The sequence below is a fragment of the Pseudonocardia sp. GCM10023141 genome (assembly GCF_042653605.1).
Map to the genome: position 1 here is coordinate 36765 of NZ_JBHSIR010000083.1, position 16118 is coordinate 52882.

Sequence of the window (16118 nt, forward strand, 5' to 3'; positions counted from 1 at the left end):
ACCCGGCCTGATCGAGGTGGGGCCGAGCAGCGCACTCCGGAAGGGCCGTTCGGCCCTGGTACGTCGCCGCCGGCCGTGCCGCGCCTCCGGACGACCGGCCACCGGGCCGAACGGCCCTCCGAAGCGGGCCGTGCGCCGGTGTCGGGCTGCACCGCGAATCGGCAGCGTCTTGCGGAGATCCTGAGGAGGAAACGTGATGGACGGACAGGACCGGGGCCAGACGTTGGTCGTCGGCGTCGACGGCTCGCAGTTCGCCCTGCGCGCGGTGCGTTGGGCAGCGGACGAGGCAGGTCGGCGCAAGGTACCGCTGCGGATCGTGCATGCCTTCCAGTGGATCGAGGACCGCGGCCGGAGCGGGCCGGGCGTGCGGTCGGGCCACCGGGAGATCGCTCTCGAGCGGGCCCGCCACCTGATCGCCGCGGCAGCGCGCGAGGCGCTGGAGCAGGCGCCCGGCATCGAGGTCGAGCGGCAGCTCGTCGTCGGCGACGCCATCGGGGTGCTGACGGCCGAGACGGTGCACGCCCAGCTGGTCGTCGTCGGGGATCGCGGGCACAGCCGGTTCGACGGAATGATCATGGGATCGGTGCCGGTCGCGCTGGCCGTGCACGCCGCTTGCCCGATCGTCGTGGTCCGGGGCCGTGACCGGGAAACCACCGGAGCGGCCGTCCCGGCGGTCGTCGTCGGGGTCGACGGCACGCCGTTGAGCGAGGCCGCGATCGCCTTCGCGTTCGACGCTGCCGCAACCCGCGGTGCACCTCTCGTGGCCGTGCACACCTGGATCGACCTCATCTCCGACCCCAACGTCGCCGCGATCATCGACCGGGACATCGCCGCCGACGACGAGCGCCGGGTGCTGTCCGAGAGCCTTGCCGGCTGGTCGGAGAAGTACCCCGACGTCCCCGTCGAGCAGGTGGTCGCGCACGGCCGCCCGGCACACACGCTGCTCGACCTGTCGACCCGTGCCCAGCTGTTGGTCGTCGGCTCCCGGAGACACGGTGACTTCACCGGTCTGTTCCTCGGGTCGGTCAGCAACACGCTGGTGCACAGGGCGGCCTGCCCCGTCGCCGTCGTCCAACCCGACACCGCGGTGCCGGCATGACCGCCGAGACGCTCACAACAGCGGGCCGCGATACCGACGCAACATCCGTCGGTCGCGTTCCAGCGGAACTCGTCCGGCCGCTCACCGCCGTGGCAGCGACCGACTCCCCGCAGGTCGGTGGCAAGGCGGCGAATCTCGGTGAGCTGATCGGTGCCGGCTTCCCGGTGCCGCCGGGATTCGTGCTGCCGGCAGCGGCCTACCTCGCCGCGATGCAGCACGCGGGAGTGCGGGAGCAGCTCGCCGAGCTGCACCGCAGTGCGGTGGCGACCGTCGCCGCCGACACCACCGAGCTCGACCGCCTCTCGGTGCTGGCGCAGGACCTCGTTCGCGGCGCCGGGGTCGACCCGGAGCTCGCCGAGGCCGTGCGTCGGGCCTACGCCACGCTTCCCGACGAGACCGAGTCGGGAGCCATCGTCGCCGTCCGGTCCTCGGCCGTCGGCGAGGACGGCGCCGAGGACTCCTTCGCGGGCATGAACGCCACGTTCACCAACGTGCAGGGTCCCGACGCGCTCTTGCGCAGCATCATCGACTGCTGGGCCTCGGCGTTCGGTCCGCGGGTGATCGCCTACCGCGCCGAGCGCGGCATGGCGGGCGAGCCCGCGATCGCCGTCGTCGTCCAGGTCATGATCGCGGCACAACGGGCCGGGGTCGCGTTCACCGCAGCACCGGTCGACCGCGGCCAGGACGTCGTCGTGGTCGAGGCCGCGTTCGGGCAGGGCGAGGTCGTGGTCAGCGGCGCCGTGCAACCCGACACCTACGAGATGTCGGCCGACGGCCAGCACCTGGTCTGCGCCCGCATCGGGCGCCAGACCCACGAGATCATCCGCGGCCGCGACGGCACCGATCTCACCGTCGAGCTCGACCCCGAACGTGCCGCCGCGCGGGTACTCAGCGACGACGAGGCGAGCGAGGTCGCCCGGCTGGCCGTGCGGGTCCAGGACCACTTCGGCGTCCCGCAGGACGTCGAGTGGGCGATCACGGGTGGACGGCTCTGGCTGTTGCAGGCCCGCCCCATCACCACGCTCGGTACCGGATCCGCAGGCGCGTCGCGAGCCGCACTGGTCAGTGGGCTCGCCGCCGCTCCCGGCCGGGCGACCGGCGTCGTGCGGGTGCTCGACTCGCCTGCACAGGGGGCGAACCTGCGCGCGGGGGAGGTGCTGGTGGCACCGATGACCAACCCGGACTGGCTCCCGACGATCCGGCGGGCTGCGGCGCTGGTCACCGACAGCGGAGGCACGACGTGCCACGCCGCGATCGTCGCGCGCGAGCTGGGGGTGCCCTGCGTCGTCGGAGCCCGCGACGCCACCACGACGTTGCGTGACGGTCAGGTCGTCACCGTCGACGGCAGTACCGGGGAGGTGCTGCCCGCCGACGCGTCGGCACGCACCGCACCCGCGATCGTCGGCGCCCCGGCCCCGGTCGCCTCGGCTGCTCCGGCCGCGATCGGCACCAAGCTCTACGTCAACATGGCCATGCCCGAGCACGCCGCCCAGGTGGCCGCCGGGCCGGTCGACGGCGTCGGCCTGGTGCGCGCGGAGTTCATGCTCACCGAGGCGCTCGGTGGCCGCCACCCGCGCGAGGTGATCGCCCGCGGTGAGCAGGAGCGGTTCGTCACCGCGATGGCAGCGTCGCTGCTGCAGATCACGGAGGCCTTCGCGCCCCGCCCGGTGATCTACCGGGCCACCGACCTGCGCAGCAACGAGTTCCGCGGGCTCGAGGGCGGGGCCGCACACGAGCCGGACGAGCACAACCCGATGATCGGCTACCGCGGCGCCTACCGATACCTGCGCGAGCCCGACCTGTTCGCGCTCGAGCTGCGCATGCTCGCCCAGGTGCGCGATCGCACGCCCAACCTGCACCTGATGATCCCGTTCGTGCGGACCCGCTGGGAGCTCGAGGCCTGCCTCGAGCTGGTGGACGCGAGCCCGTTGGGGAGCCATCGCGGGATGCACCGGTGGGTCATGGCCGAGGTCCCGTCCGTGCTGCACTGGCTCCCGGCCTACGTCGGGCTGGGCATCGACGGCGTCTCCATCGGCAGCAACGACCTCACCCAGCTCGTGCTCGGGGTCGACCGCGACTCCGAGGTCTGTGCCGAGCTCTACGACGAGACCGATCCCGCCGTGCTGGCCGCCATCGCCGACATCATCGGCGCCGCCCGCCGCCTGGGCATCACCTCCTCGCTGTGCGGGCAGGCGCCCTCGGTGCACCCGGGCTTCGTCGACCACCTCGTCCACGCCGGCATCACCTCGGTGTCGGTCAACCCGGACGCCGTCGGTACGGCCCGCTCCTCGATCGCGGCCGCCGAGCAGCGGCTGCTGCTCGATGCGGCCAGGGGTCGCGCCGAGCCCGCACGGGAAGGTGGGTCCGGTGCGCCCCGGAGGTGGTGAACAGCTCCGCACGGGCCGGATTCCCCATCGCGGCACCGATCTGGTCGAGGACCTCGTCGCCTGGGTGCTGGCAGCGGTGGGGATCGTGGTCGCCCTCGTCGCCGTGTTCGCCGCGAGCGCCGCACATGCGCAGTCCGCGGAACGGTCGCGGCTGGAGAGCCTGACCCGGACCCCGGTCGACGCCGTCACCCTCGAGGACTCCCCGATGCTCACGGGCGCCTACAGCGGGTCCGGGGTACCGGTGCTCGCACGGGCCCGGTGGCCGCTTCCCCATGACGGGACACGGACGGGCTCGGTGCAGGTGCCGACGGCCACCCCCGCGGGGAGCCGTGTCCAGATCTGGATCGACCGCAACGGCGACCCGGTCCGGGCTCCACTGGGCGAGTCCGAGGCGATCCTGGTCGGCGTGCTGAGCGCCACCGGAGTCCTGGCTGCCGGCGGATCGGTGATGGCGGGCGCCTGGACGGCGGTCCGTCGCATGACCGCAGCCCGCAACCTCACCCGCTGGGAGCGCGAATGGGCTCAGGTGGGCCCGGTGTGGACGAAGCAGCTGTGACCCACGGAGGAGGCAGAAGATGAAGGCACGCGATGTCATGAGCAGTCCGGTGATCACCGTTCGGCCCGACACCCCCGGGTTCGCCGCCGCGGCGCTGCTGGCCGCGCACGGGTTCACCGCGGTCCCGGTGGTCGACGCCACGGGACGGATCATCGGGATGGCGACCGAGGCCGACCTGATCCGGGGCCGGATCGTGCCGGAAGGGTGGACGGTCGAGCCGGAGTCCGAGCCGACCGTGCGCGAGGTGATGACGGAGTCACCGATCAGCAGGCGGCCCGACGACGATCTCGCCGACGTCGTCGCGGACCTCCTCGACCACCACATCCGCTCGGTACCGATCGTCGACGGCGACCGCCTGGTCGGCATCGTCAGCAGGCGGGACGTCCTGCGCTGCGTGGCGCGGCGCGAGCTGAACTCGGACCAGGTGCTCGGTCGCCGGGCCGACCGATCCTGACCCTACGACGCCCCGAAGCGGGAGGACGACGTGAACGACATCGTGGCAGTGGGTGTGGACGGATCGCCGGCATCGCGAACGGCGTTGGAGTACGCGGTGGCCGAAGCCGCCCGCCGCCGGGGCCGCCTGCGGGTGATCGTCGGGGTCCGCCCGCCCGAGTACTGGGCGATGGCCTACGGCCTGGCCGCACCGGCCTCGACCCCCGATCTGCTCGACCAGGCACGCGCGGAGGCGCACGCGATGCTGGACGAGGTGCTCGCGTCCCGCCCTGCGGACGCGCACGTCCTGCATACGACCGTCGAGGCGCATGCCGGGATCCCGGCCGAGGTGCTGGTCGAGGCCTCCCGGGAGGCCGACGTCCTGGTGGTCGGGCACCGCGGGCGCGGCGGGCTCGCCAGCACCCTGCTGGGGTCCGTGGGTCTGCACTGCGTCCTGCACGCCTGCTGCCCGGTGACGATCGTTCGGGGCACCCCGGTCGCGGAGACCATGGTGGCCGAGCCGGCGATGGTCACCGACCGGTCATGACCTTCGTCCCTACGCCGGGAGGCGCTCGGCCGCAGCGTCGGACCCCGCCGAGGGGCCAGAGTCAGGCCGTCAGCGGAAACCATCCTGAAAGGACCCGATCATGTCGACCTCTCCGATCACCGCTCCCCGCACCACCACCGTTGCGCGCCCCCAGGTGCCGGCTGCGGCACCCGCTGCGCCGGGAGCCAAGGCTCTCGCGATCCTGCGCATCGCCACCGGATTCGTGTTCCTGTGGGCCTTCCTCGACAAGACCTTCGGTCTCGGCTACGCGACGCCGGCCGCCAAGGCCTGGATCCACGGCGGCTCGCCGACGAAGGGCTTCCTGAGCTCGGTGGACGTCGGCCCGTTCCAGTCGATGTTCCACGCGATGGCCGGCACGTGGTGGGCCGACGCTCTGTTCATGCTCGCCATGCTCGGCGTTGGCGTCGCCCTGATCGCCGGTGTGGCCCTGTGGGCCGGCGCCGTCGCGGGTGTGCTCACCATGGCGATGATGTGGCTGGCCGAGTTCCCGCTCGCCCAGCAGGCCGCCGACGGCTCGGCGAGCGGGTCGACCAACCCGCTGACGGACTACCACTTCATCTACGCGGTCGTCCTCGTCGTCCTTGCGGCGACCTACGCGGGCAACACCTGGGGCTTCGGCCGGACCTGGGCGCGCCTGCCCTTCGTCCGCGAGCACCGCTGGGCCCTCTGACCCGCCACGTCGCTCACCAACATCGGAGGCCGTCATGACAACCGCCGTCCAGCTCCGCGAGCCCGTGCCGGAGCTCGAGGAGACACCCGCGCGACGGATCCGGATCGATGGCCCCGAGGCCCCACGGTCCACCACCGCGCTGGTCCTCAGCCACAACCGCTACCGACCCGGCGACGCCGCGCTGGACGTCGCGCTGGACCTTGCCCGACGGCTGCACGCGCACCTGCACGTCGTGCACGGGATCGACCTCTCGATCTATCCGATCGATCTGGCAGCAGCCGACTGGGCGGAGCAGGCACGTGGTGCCGTCGAGGACCAGCGTGCCCGAGTCGCTTCTGCGCTCGCCGACGGGGCGACGGGGTGGAGCTACCACGCGGGTACGGGTCATCCCGCCGATCTCGCGCGCACCGTCGCCGACGAGGTCGACGCAGCCATGATCATCGTGGCGGGTCGTGGTGTGGGTGCCGACAAGACGATCGATCGGGTACTCGGCGGGCGATCCAGGTGCGGGTCGGCGCATCCACAGCACCGGCCGGTACTCGTCGTACCGCCGCCGGCGTAGGGACCATCCGTCGAGTGCTCGCGGACGAGCAGGTCGAGCGATCCGGCCGTCACGCGCGAGCCTCGAACTCAGAAGGGATCAACCGCGATGGCCGCATGACACTCTGACGGCCATGCGGTTGCTCGAACGGCATCTGCAGCGCGCGTCGCCCGGACATGGTGCCTCGACGGACGCGATGATGTCGTTCAGGCCGATCAGGACTGCGGCGCCGACTACGGCGAACGCAGCGACGAACAGGTCAACCATTCGCGGCGTCCTCGAGGTCAACGGTGTGCGGGCATCATCCAGGGTGGGTCCCGGCTCCGCCTGCCGGACGTCGGGACGGGGCGAGCTCCCCGGCCGGCTCGGAGTAGAGCGTGAAGCCGATGACGGCCCCGCCGCCGAGCCGGTCGGCGAGGTAGGGGCGGCCGCCGTGGAGCCGCGCGATGTCGCGGACGATGGCCAGCCCCAGGCCGGAGCCGGGGGAGCTGCGGGCGGTGGTGGCGCGGTAGAAGCGGTCGAAGACGTGGGGGGCGTCGTCGGGGGCGATGCCGGGGCCGCGGTCGCGGACCTCGATCCGCGCGCCGTCGACGTGCACCTCGACGGGATGGTCGGCGACCGCATCGAACTTGATCGCGTTCTCGAGCAGGTTGGTGATGGCGCGGTCCAGCGCGGCCCGACGGCCGATGACGACGGCGGGCTCGGCGTGCACGGTGATGGTGCGACTGCTGCGGCGGCGGGCGCGTGCCGCGGAGTGTTCGGCGAGTTCGGCCAGGTCGACCGGTTGGGGTTCCTCGTCGGTGCGGCGGTCGGTGGCGAGCTCGACGAGCTCGTTGACCATGCTGGTCAGCTCCCGGGTCTCGCCGTCGAGGTCGTCGAGCAGCCCGCGTCGGGCCTCGGGGGTGAGCTCGGCGTAGCGGCGCATGACGCTGATGTTGGTGCGCAGGCTGGTCAGCGGGGTCCGCAGCTCGTGTCCGGCGTCCTGGACGAGCCGTTGCTGGTCGTCGCGGGAACGGGCGAGCTCGCCGAGCATGCCGTCGAGGGTCGCCGAGAGCCGTCCGACCTCGTCACTGCCGTGCACGGGCATGGCCACGTCGAGCCGTCCGGTGGCGCTGACCTGCTCGGCTGCGTCGGTGAGCCGCAGCAGCCTGTGGGTGAGCCGGCGGGCCAGCCACCATCCCGCGAGCGCGGCGGCGACGACCACGCCCAGGCCGATGCCGCCGATCTGCATCGCGAGGTCGGCGAGGATCTGGTTGAGCACGTCGATGTCGCGGCAGACCATGATCGCGCCCGTCCCGGTCGACAGGGTGAGTACCCGGTAGTCGTCGGGGCCGATCGTCCGGTCCTGCAGGATGCGCACCCCGGGGGTGCCGGCGGTCGCCATCGTGAGGTCATCGGCCGTCACCGGCAGCGCGGTGCCGGTGACCACGGTCGCCGCCCCGGCGGGGGTCAGAAGCTGGACGCTCTGCACGGGCGGGTGGAAGCCGCCGCGGCCTCCTCGATCGTGCTGGTCACCGAGGTCGGGCAGGCCCTGTTCCAGCGTGCCGCCTGCGGCGAGGGTGGCGGCGGCCTGGGTGAGCGAGTCGTCCACCTCGCTCGTCAGGTTGTGCGCGGTGGCCGCGAAGCTGGCGGCTCCGACGAGTGCGGCGACCACGACGGCGACGGCGGCGAACGCGACGATGAACGTGCGGCGCAGGCTCACGGCCCGGCCTCTTCCGAGAGGCTGTAGCCGACGCCGCGGACGGTGCGGATCAGCGGCGGTGCCCCGGCCGCGTCGAGCTTGCGCCGCAGGTAACCGATGTAGACGGCGAGGTTCTTGGAGTCGGGGCCGAAGTCGTAGCCCCAGATGCGGTCGTAGATCGGGCCGTGGCCCAGCACGATGCCGTAGTTGCGGGCCAGCAGTTCCAGCAGGTCGAACTCGGTCTTCGACAGCGTCAGCGGGGCGGTTCGCCACCAGGCCCGGCGCGCGGCGGGATCGATGCGCAGCCCGCCGACCTGCACCACCGGATCCGGGGCGCCGTCGGGTTCGGGCTGGGCGCGCCGCAGCAGCGCCCGCAGCCGGGCCAGCAACTCGTCGAGCTCGAAGGGCTTGGGCAGGTAGTCGTCGGCACCGGCGTCGAGGCCGGCGACCCGATCGGAGGTCTCGACCCGCGCGGTGAGCATCAGCACCGGGATCCGGTTGCCGTCGGCGCGCAGCACGCGGCACACCCCGATCCCGTCGACGCCGGGCATCATCACGTCGAGGACGGCGAGGTCGTAGTCGCCATGGCGCAGCGTCGAGAGCGCCTCGACGCCGTCGACGACCACGTTGACGGCGTAACCCTCGAGTTCGAGCGCGCGGTGCAGCGACTCGCGGATCGCGCGGTCGTCGTCGGCGAGCAGTATCCGTTGCGGCACCCGGACATCGTGGCCCACACCGACCCATGATCCGCGCCACCGCCGCGCGTTTCCCACCGTGCTCTTACCCGAGCCACACCCCGTTCCGGTGCTGACTCGTGATGCTCGAGTCGTCCGAGCACCACCGACCGAAGGAGCATCGTGAGCGACGAGCAGTCGCACAGCGGATCCCGCTGGGAGCCCACGCCGGCTGACGGCACCTCGTCGCCGGATCGGCCCGACGACGAACCCACCATGCACACCGAACTGCCTGCGGGGAGTCCGACGACCGTGGCGGCCGCTTCGCAACCGCGCCTGCGCCGTCGCAGCGGTCTCGTCGCCGCGGTGATCGGTGCGGCCCTGCTGCTCGGCGGCGGTGCCGGCGGCTACGCCATCGGCCATGCCACCGCTGGTGCTGCCGGGGCTCCCGCGCACCAGCGCGGCGATGGCGATCCGGGCGGCTTCCGTGGCCACGGCGACGGCGACGGCGACGGCGCGGGACCCGGCGCCGCCACGCCGGGCGCACCCGGTACTGCCACGTCCGGGACGGCTACCGGGCCGTCGACGTGACCGTGGCCCTCGACGCTCCTCGGCACCGCGCCTCGACCCGCCCGGCGGGCGCCGATGCCGCCGCCCGGCGCATCGCCGGGATCGTGATGATCGCGAGCCTGCTGGTCGTCACCTGGCTGTGGGTGATGGGCGGCGGCATCGGGGAGCTCTCCGGTTGGGTCGACGGGCTGACCTCGCTCGGCAGGCTGACCGGGCTGGTGAGCTCCGACCTGCTGCTCGTGCAGGTGCTGCTGATGGCGCGGATTCCCGTGGTGGAACGCGCGGTCGGGCAGGACGAGCTGGTCCGGATGCACCGGCTGGTGGGCTTCACCTCGTTCACCATGATGGTCGCCCACATCGGCCTCATCACCTGGGGCTACGCGGCGGGCAGCCTGGTATCCATCCCAGCCACGTTCTGGGACCTGACGGTGTCCTACCCGGCGATGCTGCTGGCGCTGGCCGGCACGCTCTGCCTGGCCATGGTGGTCATCACCAGCGTGCGGGCGGCGCGGCGCCGGCTGCGCTACGAGTCCTGGCACCTGCTGCACCTCTACGCCTACCTCGGCGTCGGGCTCGCGCTCCCGCACCAGTTGTGGACCGGCAAGGAGTTCCTCGACTCCACCGCCGCCACCATCTATTGGTGGACCCTGTGGGCCGCGGCTGTCGTGGCGGTGCTCGCGTTCCGGGTGGGGCTGCCGGTGCTGCGGACCGTGCGCCACAACCTGCGGGTCACCTCGGTGGTGCCCGAGGACGACGACGTCGTGTCCGTCTACATCTCCGGCCGCCGGCTCGACCGGCTCCCCGCGACGGCGGGTCAGTTCCTCACCTGGCGCTTCCTGACCGGACCCGGATGGAGCCGGGCTCACCCCTACTCGCTCTCCGCTGCACCGGACGGCCACAGCCTGCGCATCAGCGTCAAGTCCCTCGGTGACGGCAGCGCGCTGGTCCGCAGCCTGCGTCCGGGCACGCGTGTGGTCGTCGAGGGACCCTACGGCCGGCTCACCGAACGGCCCCGGACCCGCAGCAAGCTCGCGTTCATCGGGGCCGGCGTGGGCATCACCCCGCTGCGGGCCCTCGCCGAGGACCTCCCGTACGTGCCGGGCGACGCGGTGCTGCTGCAGCGCGGCACCAGCAGGCCGCTGTTCCTGCGCGAGTTCGACGTGCTCACCCGCGAGCGGGGACTGGAGACGATCTGGCTGCCCGGACCGCGCCGGGCCCCGGACTCGTGGATCGGCGACTCCGGGCGCGGCGAAGCCGGGTGCAGCGACGATCTGACCCTGCTCACCGGCTGGGTGCCGGACATCCCGGACCGCGACGTCTACGTGTGCGGCCCCGCGGCCTGGACCGCAGCCGTGCGCCGCACGCTCACCGCCGCTGGTCTGCCCGACTCCCAGCTCCACGTCGAGACCTTCGGATGGTGACCGGCATGCGTCGCATTGCCTTGTGGATCCTCAGCACCGCGGCCGTCGTTACGCTGCTGTTCGGCTACAAGACCTCGCTCTCGGGTCCCGCGACGCCGACCGTGGCCGTTTCCGCTGCGGCGGCCCCGGCGAAGTCGTCGATCGTGACGAACACGTCCGGCACCACGACGACCGTCACCGGCGCGGTCGCGCAGACTCGTTGGGGCCCGGTCCAGGTGGCGATCACCGTGACCGCCGGGAAGATCACCGCCGTCGACGTGCCGGTGTACCCGAACGGCAACGGCCGGGACGCGCAGATCAACGCCTACGCGCTCCCGATCCTCACAGGGTCCACGCTCACAGCGCAGAGCGCGAACATCGACATGGTCAGCGGCGCCACCGTGACCTCGGACGGCTACGTCCAGTCGCTGCAGAGCGCGCTCGACCAGGCACACCTGTGACGGCCGCCGTGACCGCACCCCCGCTGGTCCGCCACGTCGAGCACGTGATGGGGCTGCCGATCAGCGTCGCGCTGCGCGGGCGGCACGCCGGCGACGGTCGCGGGCGGGCGGCCTGGGCTGCGACGCTGGCCGTGCTCCGTGATGCCGACCGCGTTTTCAGCACCTATCGTGCCGACTCGGTCCTGTCCCGGCTGGGCCGCGGCGAGCTCGACCTCGACCAGTGCCCGCCCGAGTTCTTCGAGGTCCTCGCGCTCGGCGAAGCCGCCCGGCGTGACTCCGGCGGCGCGTTCGACGTCCGACGCGGTGGTCTGCTCGACCCGTCCGGGGTGGTCAAGGGCTGGGCGGCACAGCGCGCCGCGGCCCACCTGGCCGACCTTCCCGACACCGACTTCTGCCTGTCCGCGGGTGGCGACATCACCTGCCGCACCCTCGACCCCACCGCAGCGCCGTGGCGCATCGGCATCGAGGACCCCCACGACCCGAGCCGGCTCGCGGCCGTCGTCCCCGTGCACACCGGCGCCGTCGCCACCTCCGGCACGGCCCGCCGCGGCGCCCACATCGTCGACGCGCGCACCGGACGGCCTCCGACAGCTCCTGCAGCGTCGGTGACCGTCGTCGGCGCCGCGCTCACTTCCGTCGACATCGACGCGACTGCTGCATTCGCCCTCGGTGTCGACGGTGGGCGCTGGCTCGCCGGACGGGGTCACTGGGCGGTGTTCATCGTCGACGCCGAGGGTCCCTGATCAGTCGTCAACACCTGTCGGGTATCTGCTCGACAGGTACTGGACGTCCGTTCGCGGGCCTCGGTCCAAAAGGCCGCGTTGACAACTCCGGGTCACACCCTTCGTGCCCAGATCATCCCCGGCTGCAATGGAGACCTGCCTCATCTGACAATGGTGCGACCGGAGCGACCTCGACAGTCGAGATGAGCCGAATCGGCCCCGTAAGCGCGGCTCCGGCCGCCTCCGCGGGCGATACCCGCGAAGCCGGCCGGAGGAGTGGGACGATCAGTGGCGAATCGATCGGCGGCCGTAGAGACCTGCCACAGCGATGACGCCGATCGCGGCGACGATGACCTGGACGAGCAACTCGAGCCAATCGATGCCGCTGGTCTGCGTCGGGATGCCGAGCGCGCGGGCGAGGAAAGTGCCGATGAATGCGGCGACGATGCCGATCAGGATGGTCAACCAGATGGGGATGGGCTGCCTGCCGGGAACGACCAGCCGGCCGAGAGCTCCGATGATCGCCCCCACGACAATCGCGGTGATGATGCCAGTGACGGTCACGGTTCCTCCAACGTTCGTGGGCCGAACCTTTCGACCCGTTGCGCACGCTGGATACCCGCCTCGAACGTTTTTAGCCGAATTCGGCCGCTGTTGGCCAATTCGTTATCAAGGACCGCGCAAACGGACGCCCGGGGTGGTCTGATCGGACTACACATGACCTCGCTGCGCGGCCCGCGCCGAGGGCGCATTGTCGCCGGGCTTCGGTATCCAGGTCCGGTGTTGCCCTACGAGGGCGGGACGGGGGGACGCCCGTTTCCGGTGATGCAGCTCGTCGGGGGAAGCCGTTGTCACGGCGGATCGACCGCACGCTGTCAGTAACGCCCACCCTGTCAGAAGGCTCCTGGCCAGCGGGTACAGGGCCTTCTCGGTATTTGGAGTCCGGAATGACGGATGCCTCTCTCGCGGCGGCGAGCGGGATCTGCAGGGCGGGGTCGAGATCGATGACCCCGGCCCCACGATCTGCTCGTGGAGGTGCGTGCGGTCTCGGTGAATCCGGTCGACGTGAAGGTCCGCGCCGGTTTCGGCGCGTCCGACCAACCGAAGATCCTCGGATTCGACGCAGCCGGGGTCGTGCGCGCGACCGGCTCCGACGTCGCGGCATTCGCGCCCGGGGACGAGGTGTACTACGCCGGATCCATCGCCCGCACCGGCAGCAACGCAGGCCTGCAGCTCGTCGACTCCCGTGCTCGCCTTCTTCGCCGAGGGCGTCCGGGACAGCGCCTTCCGCGATCTTGTCGGGAACCTGATCCGCATCCAACAACCTCGCTGAACTGGGCAGCGTCGGTCATCTTCACCGTCGGTGTGACGGTGTCGGAGGGGTGATCGGCGAGCTGAGGTGATGCCGTTGTCGGTGGGTCGATCACCGGCCCCTTCGCGCTCCGTGTGGTGTCCGCGGAGCTGGTGGCGGCAGACGCGCTCTGTCACGGTCGTGCCACCCACGTGGTCGGAGCGCAGCACGGAGATCTGCTGAGCACTGCTGCCCAGCAACCCTGCCGTGTGGTCGTCAACTTGTTGACTATGGAATCAGGTGGCCAAGCGTGCCGCCTCGACAGTTCGCTCCTGTTGCTGAGGCATCAGAGATGTCGCACCCCACCCCGTGGACGTGGGCACGGTGGGTTTCGGTGATCTCGATGTTGGTCAGGCCGCCGTCGGCGAGGCCTTGTTCGAACTGGTCACGGGTCAGGCACCGGCGCTGCAGCCGAGCCCATTGCTGCATGTGGGTGTCCGTCGCTGGCGATCTGTCGCCGGTGGTTGTGATTGTTAACGACGCAACCGGGTGCGGCGACTTAGCGGCGGTGGCGCGGTCCCGGGCCCGGGCTGCGCCGTCGTCAGCTGAGGGGAACGCTGCTCATGGACAAGGTGTGGCAGCGGTTTGGTGCTGTGGCCGGCGGCGCGGTGGTCGCTGCGGGACTTCTCCTGCCGGGTGCGGGGGTTGCTGCCGCGGCGGACGGAACGTGTACCGCGGCGGGCACGACGACGACCTGTGCGTTCGGCTCCACCGGGCGTGAGCAGACCTTCACGGTTCCGGCCGGGGTGGCCTCGGTGCAGGTGACCGCGATCGGCGCCGGAGGCGGGCAGGGCATCAACGGCAACACGCCCTCGCGCGGTGCGCGCGTCGTGGGGACGCTGACCGGGTTGACGGCGGGCACGGTGCTGTACGTCGAGGTCGGTGGTGTCGCACATGGAGATCCCACCGGTAAGGACTGCTATCCGACAGATCAGTGTGAGGGCGGGTTCAACGGCGGCGGCAGCGGCTCGTTCGGGGGCGGCGGGGGCGGCGCGTCCGACGTCCGGACCAGTCCTTCGGCGGCGGCAGATTCGTTGTTCTCGAGGGTGATCGTCGCGGGTGGTGGTGGCGGGGGCGGCGCCGACGCCGTCAACTGCCCTGAAGGCCCCGGCGTCGCCGGCGGTAATGGTGGCAACGCGGGCGAGTCGGGCGCGGGGGGTCAGCCCTGCCCCGTGACCGGCCCGAGTACGAATAGAGGGGGCGGCGCCGGTACGCAGTCCGGGGGTGGCACGGCCGGGGTGGCCGGCGACGAGCCCGCCTACCGGTCCGTTGGCCACGTCGGGGGCCGGGGCGCCGGGGCCGACACGGGCAACGTCGGCGGCGGTGCCGGAGGCGGAGGCCTGTGGGGAGGCGGTTCCGGGGCCGACAGCGTCCAGAACGTCAACAACGAGGACGAGGTGGCGGCGGGTGGTGGCGGGGGCGGGTCGTCGCTGGTGCCCGCGGGGGGCACGGTTGCCCTGACCGACAGCCCGGCCGCGGTGACGATCTCCTACACCACGGGTCTGAGCGAGCCGCCGGCGGCGGCGACGGCGGTTCGTGGTGGCGGGACGCTGACGGCGGGTGCCCAGCGGTACACCGTGGCCGTCACGGCGACGGTCACGGCCACCGGGAAGGTGTCCGGCTCGTTCGGCGTGGCCGGTGGGGGAGCAGACACCACGGCAGGGTCTCGCACGATCACGAAGGTCACGAAGACCTCGACCGGTGCCATCGTCACGGGGACTGCGGTCACGGGGTCGGGGAAGACAGTGCCGTTCACGCTGACCGTTGTTGACAAACCGGGCGGTCAGGACCAGGTGACCGTGGTCCTTGGCACGAAGACCGTCGCCGGAGTCCTGACCCAGGGCGCCATCACCATTAGCTAGTTCGACCTGAAGAAGTAGGTGCCTGTCATGCCGTCGACCTGCGCGGATGTCTCGACGCGCCTCCCCTGATCATGGCGGACTGAACGGGAGAATCGCCTCGTAGGGCGGCGAGCTGGGGAAACGAGGTCAGATGCTGCGGACTCGGGCACCCGAGGTGAGTTTGTGGGAGGCCGTGCTTCCCGATGAGGTGCTGCGCCTGCCCGAGGAGCTGGCCCGGGTCGATGCGCTGCTTGATGATCCGGTGTTCTTCACCCCGTTCACGCCGTTCTTCGACCCACGGTTGGGCCGGCCGTCCACGCCGATGGAGGTCTACCTGCGGCTGATGTTTCGCAAGTTCCGCTACCGCCTGGGCTACGAAACCCTCCGTCGCGAGGTCACCGATTCGATCACCTGGCGGCGGTTCTGCCGGATCCCGATCGACGGGCGAGTGCCGCAGCCGACCACGCTGATGACACTCACCACCCGCTGCGGCACCGCCGCGATCGACGGGTGCGCGACCGTAGCCGCTCGGCTGGGCGCGGGCTCGCGAGATCTGCGCGAAGCTGCGGCTGCGTGCAGCGCAAACCCGTGATGAGGCCCAGGCCGTGGTCCGGCGGATCACCGGCGAGCTGGCCGGGTTGGCCGAGCGGGCCGCGACCGACGCCGAAGCGTTGCTGGTCAACGCCCGCCGGGCGCTGCGCCGCGCAGGTCAAGGCAGCACAGCTGGCCGAGGCCGGTGCGCAAGATCCTGCCGCTGGGCGTCGGCGGGGCCGGTTGCGCCGGGCGGTGAACGATCTCACCGATCTACTGGCCGCGACCCGGCGGATCGCCGCGCAGACCCGTGCCGGGGATCGCGGACCCGCGGTTGCTCGACTCCATCGGAGCCCTCCCTGGTCCCGCACCCGCTCCGGCCGCATCGCCCTTGTCATCGATCATGAAAGGAGTGCCCTGCGACGCTGATGTGCACCGACCCGTTCCGAGACCTGGACCGTCTCACCGCGCAGGTGTTCGGCAACGGCGCTGGTACCAGGTCGCGCCCGACGGCGATGGCGATGGACGCCTACCGCGCGGGTGACGAGTTCGTCGTCTGTTTCGACTAGAGCCTGTCCCGTGGATCATGGAACAGGGTCGCGTAGCCAGATCCGGATCGATGCAACGTCGATGG

At 71.7% G+C, this 16118-nt stretch carries 16 protein-coding genes and 2 pseudogenes; 15 read left to right on the forward strand and 3 right to left on the reverse strand.

The window, feature by feature from the left end; genetic code table 11:
- Positions 1–196: 196 nt before the first annotated feature.
- The 7 genes from ACFPFQ_RS45650 (at position 197) to ACFPFQ_RS45680 (ending at position 6274) form a co-directional block, all read left to right on the forward strand.
- The gene (locus ACFPFQ_RS45650; protein WP_379629572.1) at positions 197–1099 is read left to right on the forward strand and encodes a universal stress protein; all 903 of its coding nucleotides are present in this window, start codon (positions 197–199) and stop codon (positions 1097–1099) included.
- On the forward strand, positions 1096–3486 hold the full coding sequence (gene ppsA / locus ACFPFQ_RS45655; protein ID WP_379629557.1) for a phosphoenolpyruvate synthase: 2391 nt from the start codon (positions 1096–1098) through the stop codon (positions 3484–3486). The genes ACFPFQ_RS45650 and ppsA overlap by 4 nt, the downstream gene beginning before the upstream one ends.
- Positions 3467–4042, forward strand: coding sequence for a hypothetical protein (locus tag ACFPFQ_RS45660; RefSeq protein ID WP_379629558.1), 576 nt, complete (start codon positions 3467–3469; stop codon positions 4040–4042). The genes ppsA and ACFPFQ_RS45660 overlap by 20 nt, the downstream gene beginning before the upstream one ends.
- Before the next feature lie 19 nt (positions 4043–4061).
- A complete protein-coding gene (locus tag ACFPFQ_RS45665) occupies positions 4062–4496 on the forward strand; it encodes an HPP family protein (RefSeq protein ID WP_379629559.1) in 435 nt (144 codons plus the stop codon).
- 30 nt (positions 4497–4526) lie between these two features.
- Complete coding sequence (locus ACFPFQ_RS45670) at positions 4527–5021, forward strand: universal stress protein (protein ID WP_379629560.1); 495 nt, start codon at positions 4527–4529, stop codon at positions 5019–5021.
- A 100-nt stretch (positions 5022–5121) separates the two neighbouring features.
- Positions 5122–5712 carry a hypothetical protein gene (locus tag ACFPFQ_RS45675; RefSeq protein WP_379629561.1) on the forward strand — a complete coding sequence of 197 codons (591 nt, stop codon included), beginning with the start codon at positions 5122–5124 and terminating at the stop codon, positions 5710–5712.
- Positions 5713–5746: 34 nt separating this feature from the next.
- Positions 5747–6274 carry a universal stress protein gene (locus tag ACFPFQ_RS45680; RefSeq protein WP_379629562.1) on the forward strand — a complete coding sequence of 176 codons (528 nt, stop codon included), beginning with the start codon at positions 5747–5749 and terminating at the stop codon, positions 6272–6274.
- Positions 6275–6554: 280 nt separating this feature from the next.
- On the opposite strand, the gene ACFPFQ_RS45685 is transcribed toward ACFPFQ_RS45680, so the two are convergent.
- Together ACFPFQ_RS45685 and ACFPFQ_RS45690 are read right to left on the reverse strand one after the other, a co-directional pair.
- Positions 6555–7955: a HAMP domain-containing sensor histidine kinase gene (locus ACFPFQ_RS45685; RefSeq protein WP_379629563.1), complete on the reverse strand. Its 1401-nt coding sequence runs from the start codon at positions 7953–7955 to the stop codon at positions 6555–6557.
- Positions 7952–8650, reverse strand: a complete 699-nt coding sequence (locus ACFPFQ_RS45690) for a response regulator transcription factor (RefSeq protein WP_379629564.1) — start codon at positions 8648–8650, stop codon at positions 7952–7954. Before ACFPFQ_RS45690 ends, ACFPFQ_RS45685 begins: the two co-directional genes overlap by 4 nt.
- Positions 8651–8791: 141 nt before the next feature.
- Between ACFPFQ_RS45690 and ACFPFQ_RS45695 the strand changes: the two genes are divergently transcribed.
- The 4 genes from ACFPFQ_RS45695 to ACFPFQ_RS45710 are packed head-to-tail and all read left to right on the forward strand — an operon-like array spanning position 8792 to position 11782.
- Positions 8792–9199, forward strand: coding sequence for a hypothetical protein (locus tag ACFPFQ_RS45695; RefSeq protein ID WP_379629565.1), 408 nt, complete (start codon positions 8792–8794; stop codon positions 9197–9199).
- Positions 9196–10599, forward strand: a complete 1404-nt coding sequence (locus ACFPFQ_RS45700; protein ID WP_379629566.1) for a ferric reductase-like transmembrane domain-containing protein — start codon at positions 9196–9198, stop codon at positions 10597–10599. The genes ACFPFQ_RS45695 and ACFPFQ_RS45700 overlap by 4 nt, the downstream gene beginning before the upstream one ends.
- A gap of 5 nt (positions 10600–10604) precedes the next feature.
- Entirely contained in the window at positions 10605–11039 is a 435-nt protein-coding gene (locus ACFPFQ_RS45705; protein WP_379629567.1) for an FMN-binding protein, read from the forward strand.
- An 8-nt stretch (positions 11040–11047) separates the two neighbouring features.
- Complete coding sequence (locus ACFPFQ_RS45710; protein WP_379629568.1) at positions 11048–11782, forward strand: FAD:protein FMN transferase; 735 nt, start codon at positions 11048–11050, stop codon at positions 11780–11782.
- A gap of 264 nt (positions 11783–12046) precedes the next feature.
- Here the strand turns inward: ACFPFQ_RS45710 and ACFPFQ_RS45715 are convergent, their stop codons facing one another.
- Positions 12047–12325, reverse strand: coding sequence for a GlsB/YeaQ/YmgE family stress response membrane protein (locus ACFPFQ_RS45715; protein ID WP_379629569.1), 279 nt, complete (start codon positions 12323–12325; stop codon positions 12047–12049).
- A 459-nt stretch (positions 12326–12784) separates the two neighbouring features.
- Between ACFPFQ_RS45715 and ACFPFQ_RS45720 the strand changes: the two genes are divergently transcribed.
- The 4 genes and pseudogenes from ACFPFQ_RS45720 to ACFPFQ_RS45735 form a co-directional block, all read left to right on the forward strand.
- Positions 12785–13147 carry an alcohol dehydrogenase catalytic domain-containing protein gene (locus tag ACFPFQ_RS45720; protein ID WP_379629573.1) on the forward strand — a complete coding sequence of 121 codons (363 nt, stop codon included), beginning with the start codon at positions 12785–12787 and terminating at the stop codon, positions 13145–13147.
- A gap of 720 nt (positions 13148–13867) precedes the next feature.
- Positions 13868–14974: a glycine-rich protein gene (locus ACFPFQ_RS45725; protein WP_379629570.1), complete on the forward strand. Its 1107-nt coding sequence runs from the start codon at positions 13868–13870 to the stop codon at positions 14972–14974.
- A gap of 130 nt (positions 14975–15104) precedes the next feature.
- Positions 15105–15799: pseudogene (locus ACFPFQ_RS45730) on the forward strand (transposase); the annotation flags it as partial.
- Positions 15800–15912: 113 nt separating this feature from the next.
- Positions 15913–16050, forward strand: a pseudogene (locus tag ACFPFQ_RS45735) (Hsp20/alpha crystallin family protein); the annotation flags it as partial.
- Between the last annotated feature and the right edge of the window lie 68 nt (positions 16051–16118).

Coding starts and splice junctions, on each gene's coding strand:
- ACFPFQ_RS45675 (WP_379629561.1), top strand. CDS start 5,122: ATGTCGACCTCTCCGATCACCGCTCCCCGCACCACCACCGTTGCGCGC.
- ACFPFQ_RS45665 (WP_379629559.1), top strand. CDS start 4,062: ATGAAGGCACGCGATGTCATGAGCAGTCCGGTGATCACCGTTCGGCCC.
- ACFPFQ_RS45650 (WP_379629572.1), top strand. CDS start 197: ATGGACGGACAGGACCGGGGCCAGACGTTGGTCGTCGGCGTCGACGGC.
- ACFPFQ_RS45705 (WP_379629567.1), top strand. CDS start 10,605: ATGCGTCGCATTGCCTTGTGGATCCTCAGCACCGCGGCCGTCGTTACG.
- ACFPFQ_RS45680 (WP_379629562.1), top strand. CDS start 5,747: ATGACAACCGCCGTCCAGCTCCGCGAGCCCGTGCCGGAGCTCGAGGAG.
- ppsA (WP_379629557.1), top strand. CDS start 1,096: ATGACCGCCGAGACGCTCACAACAGCGGGCCGCGATACCGACGCAACA.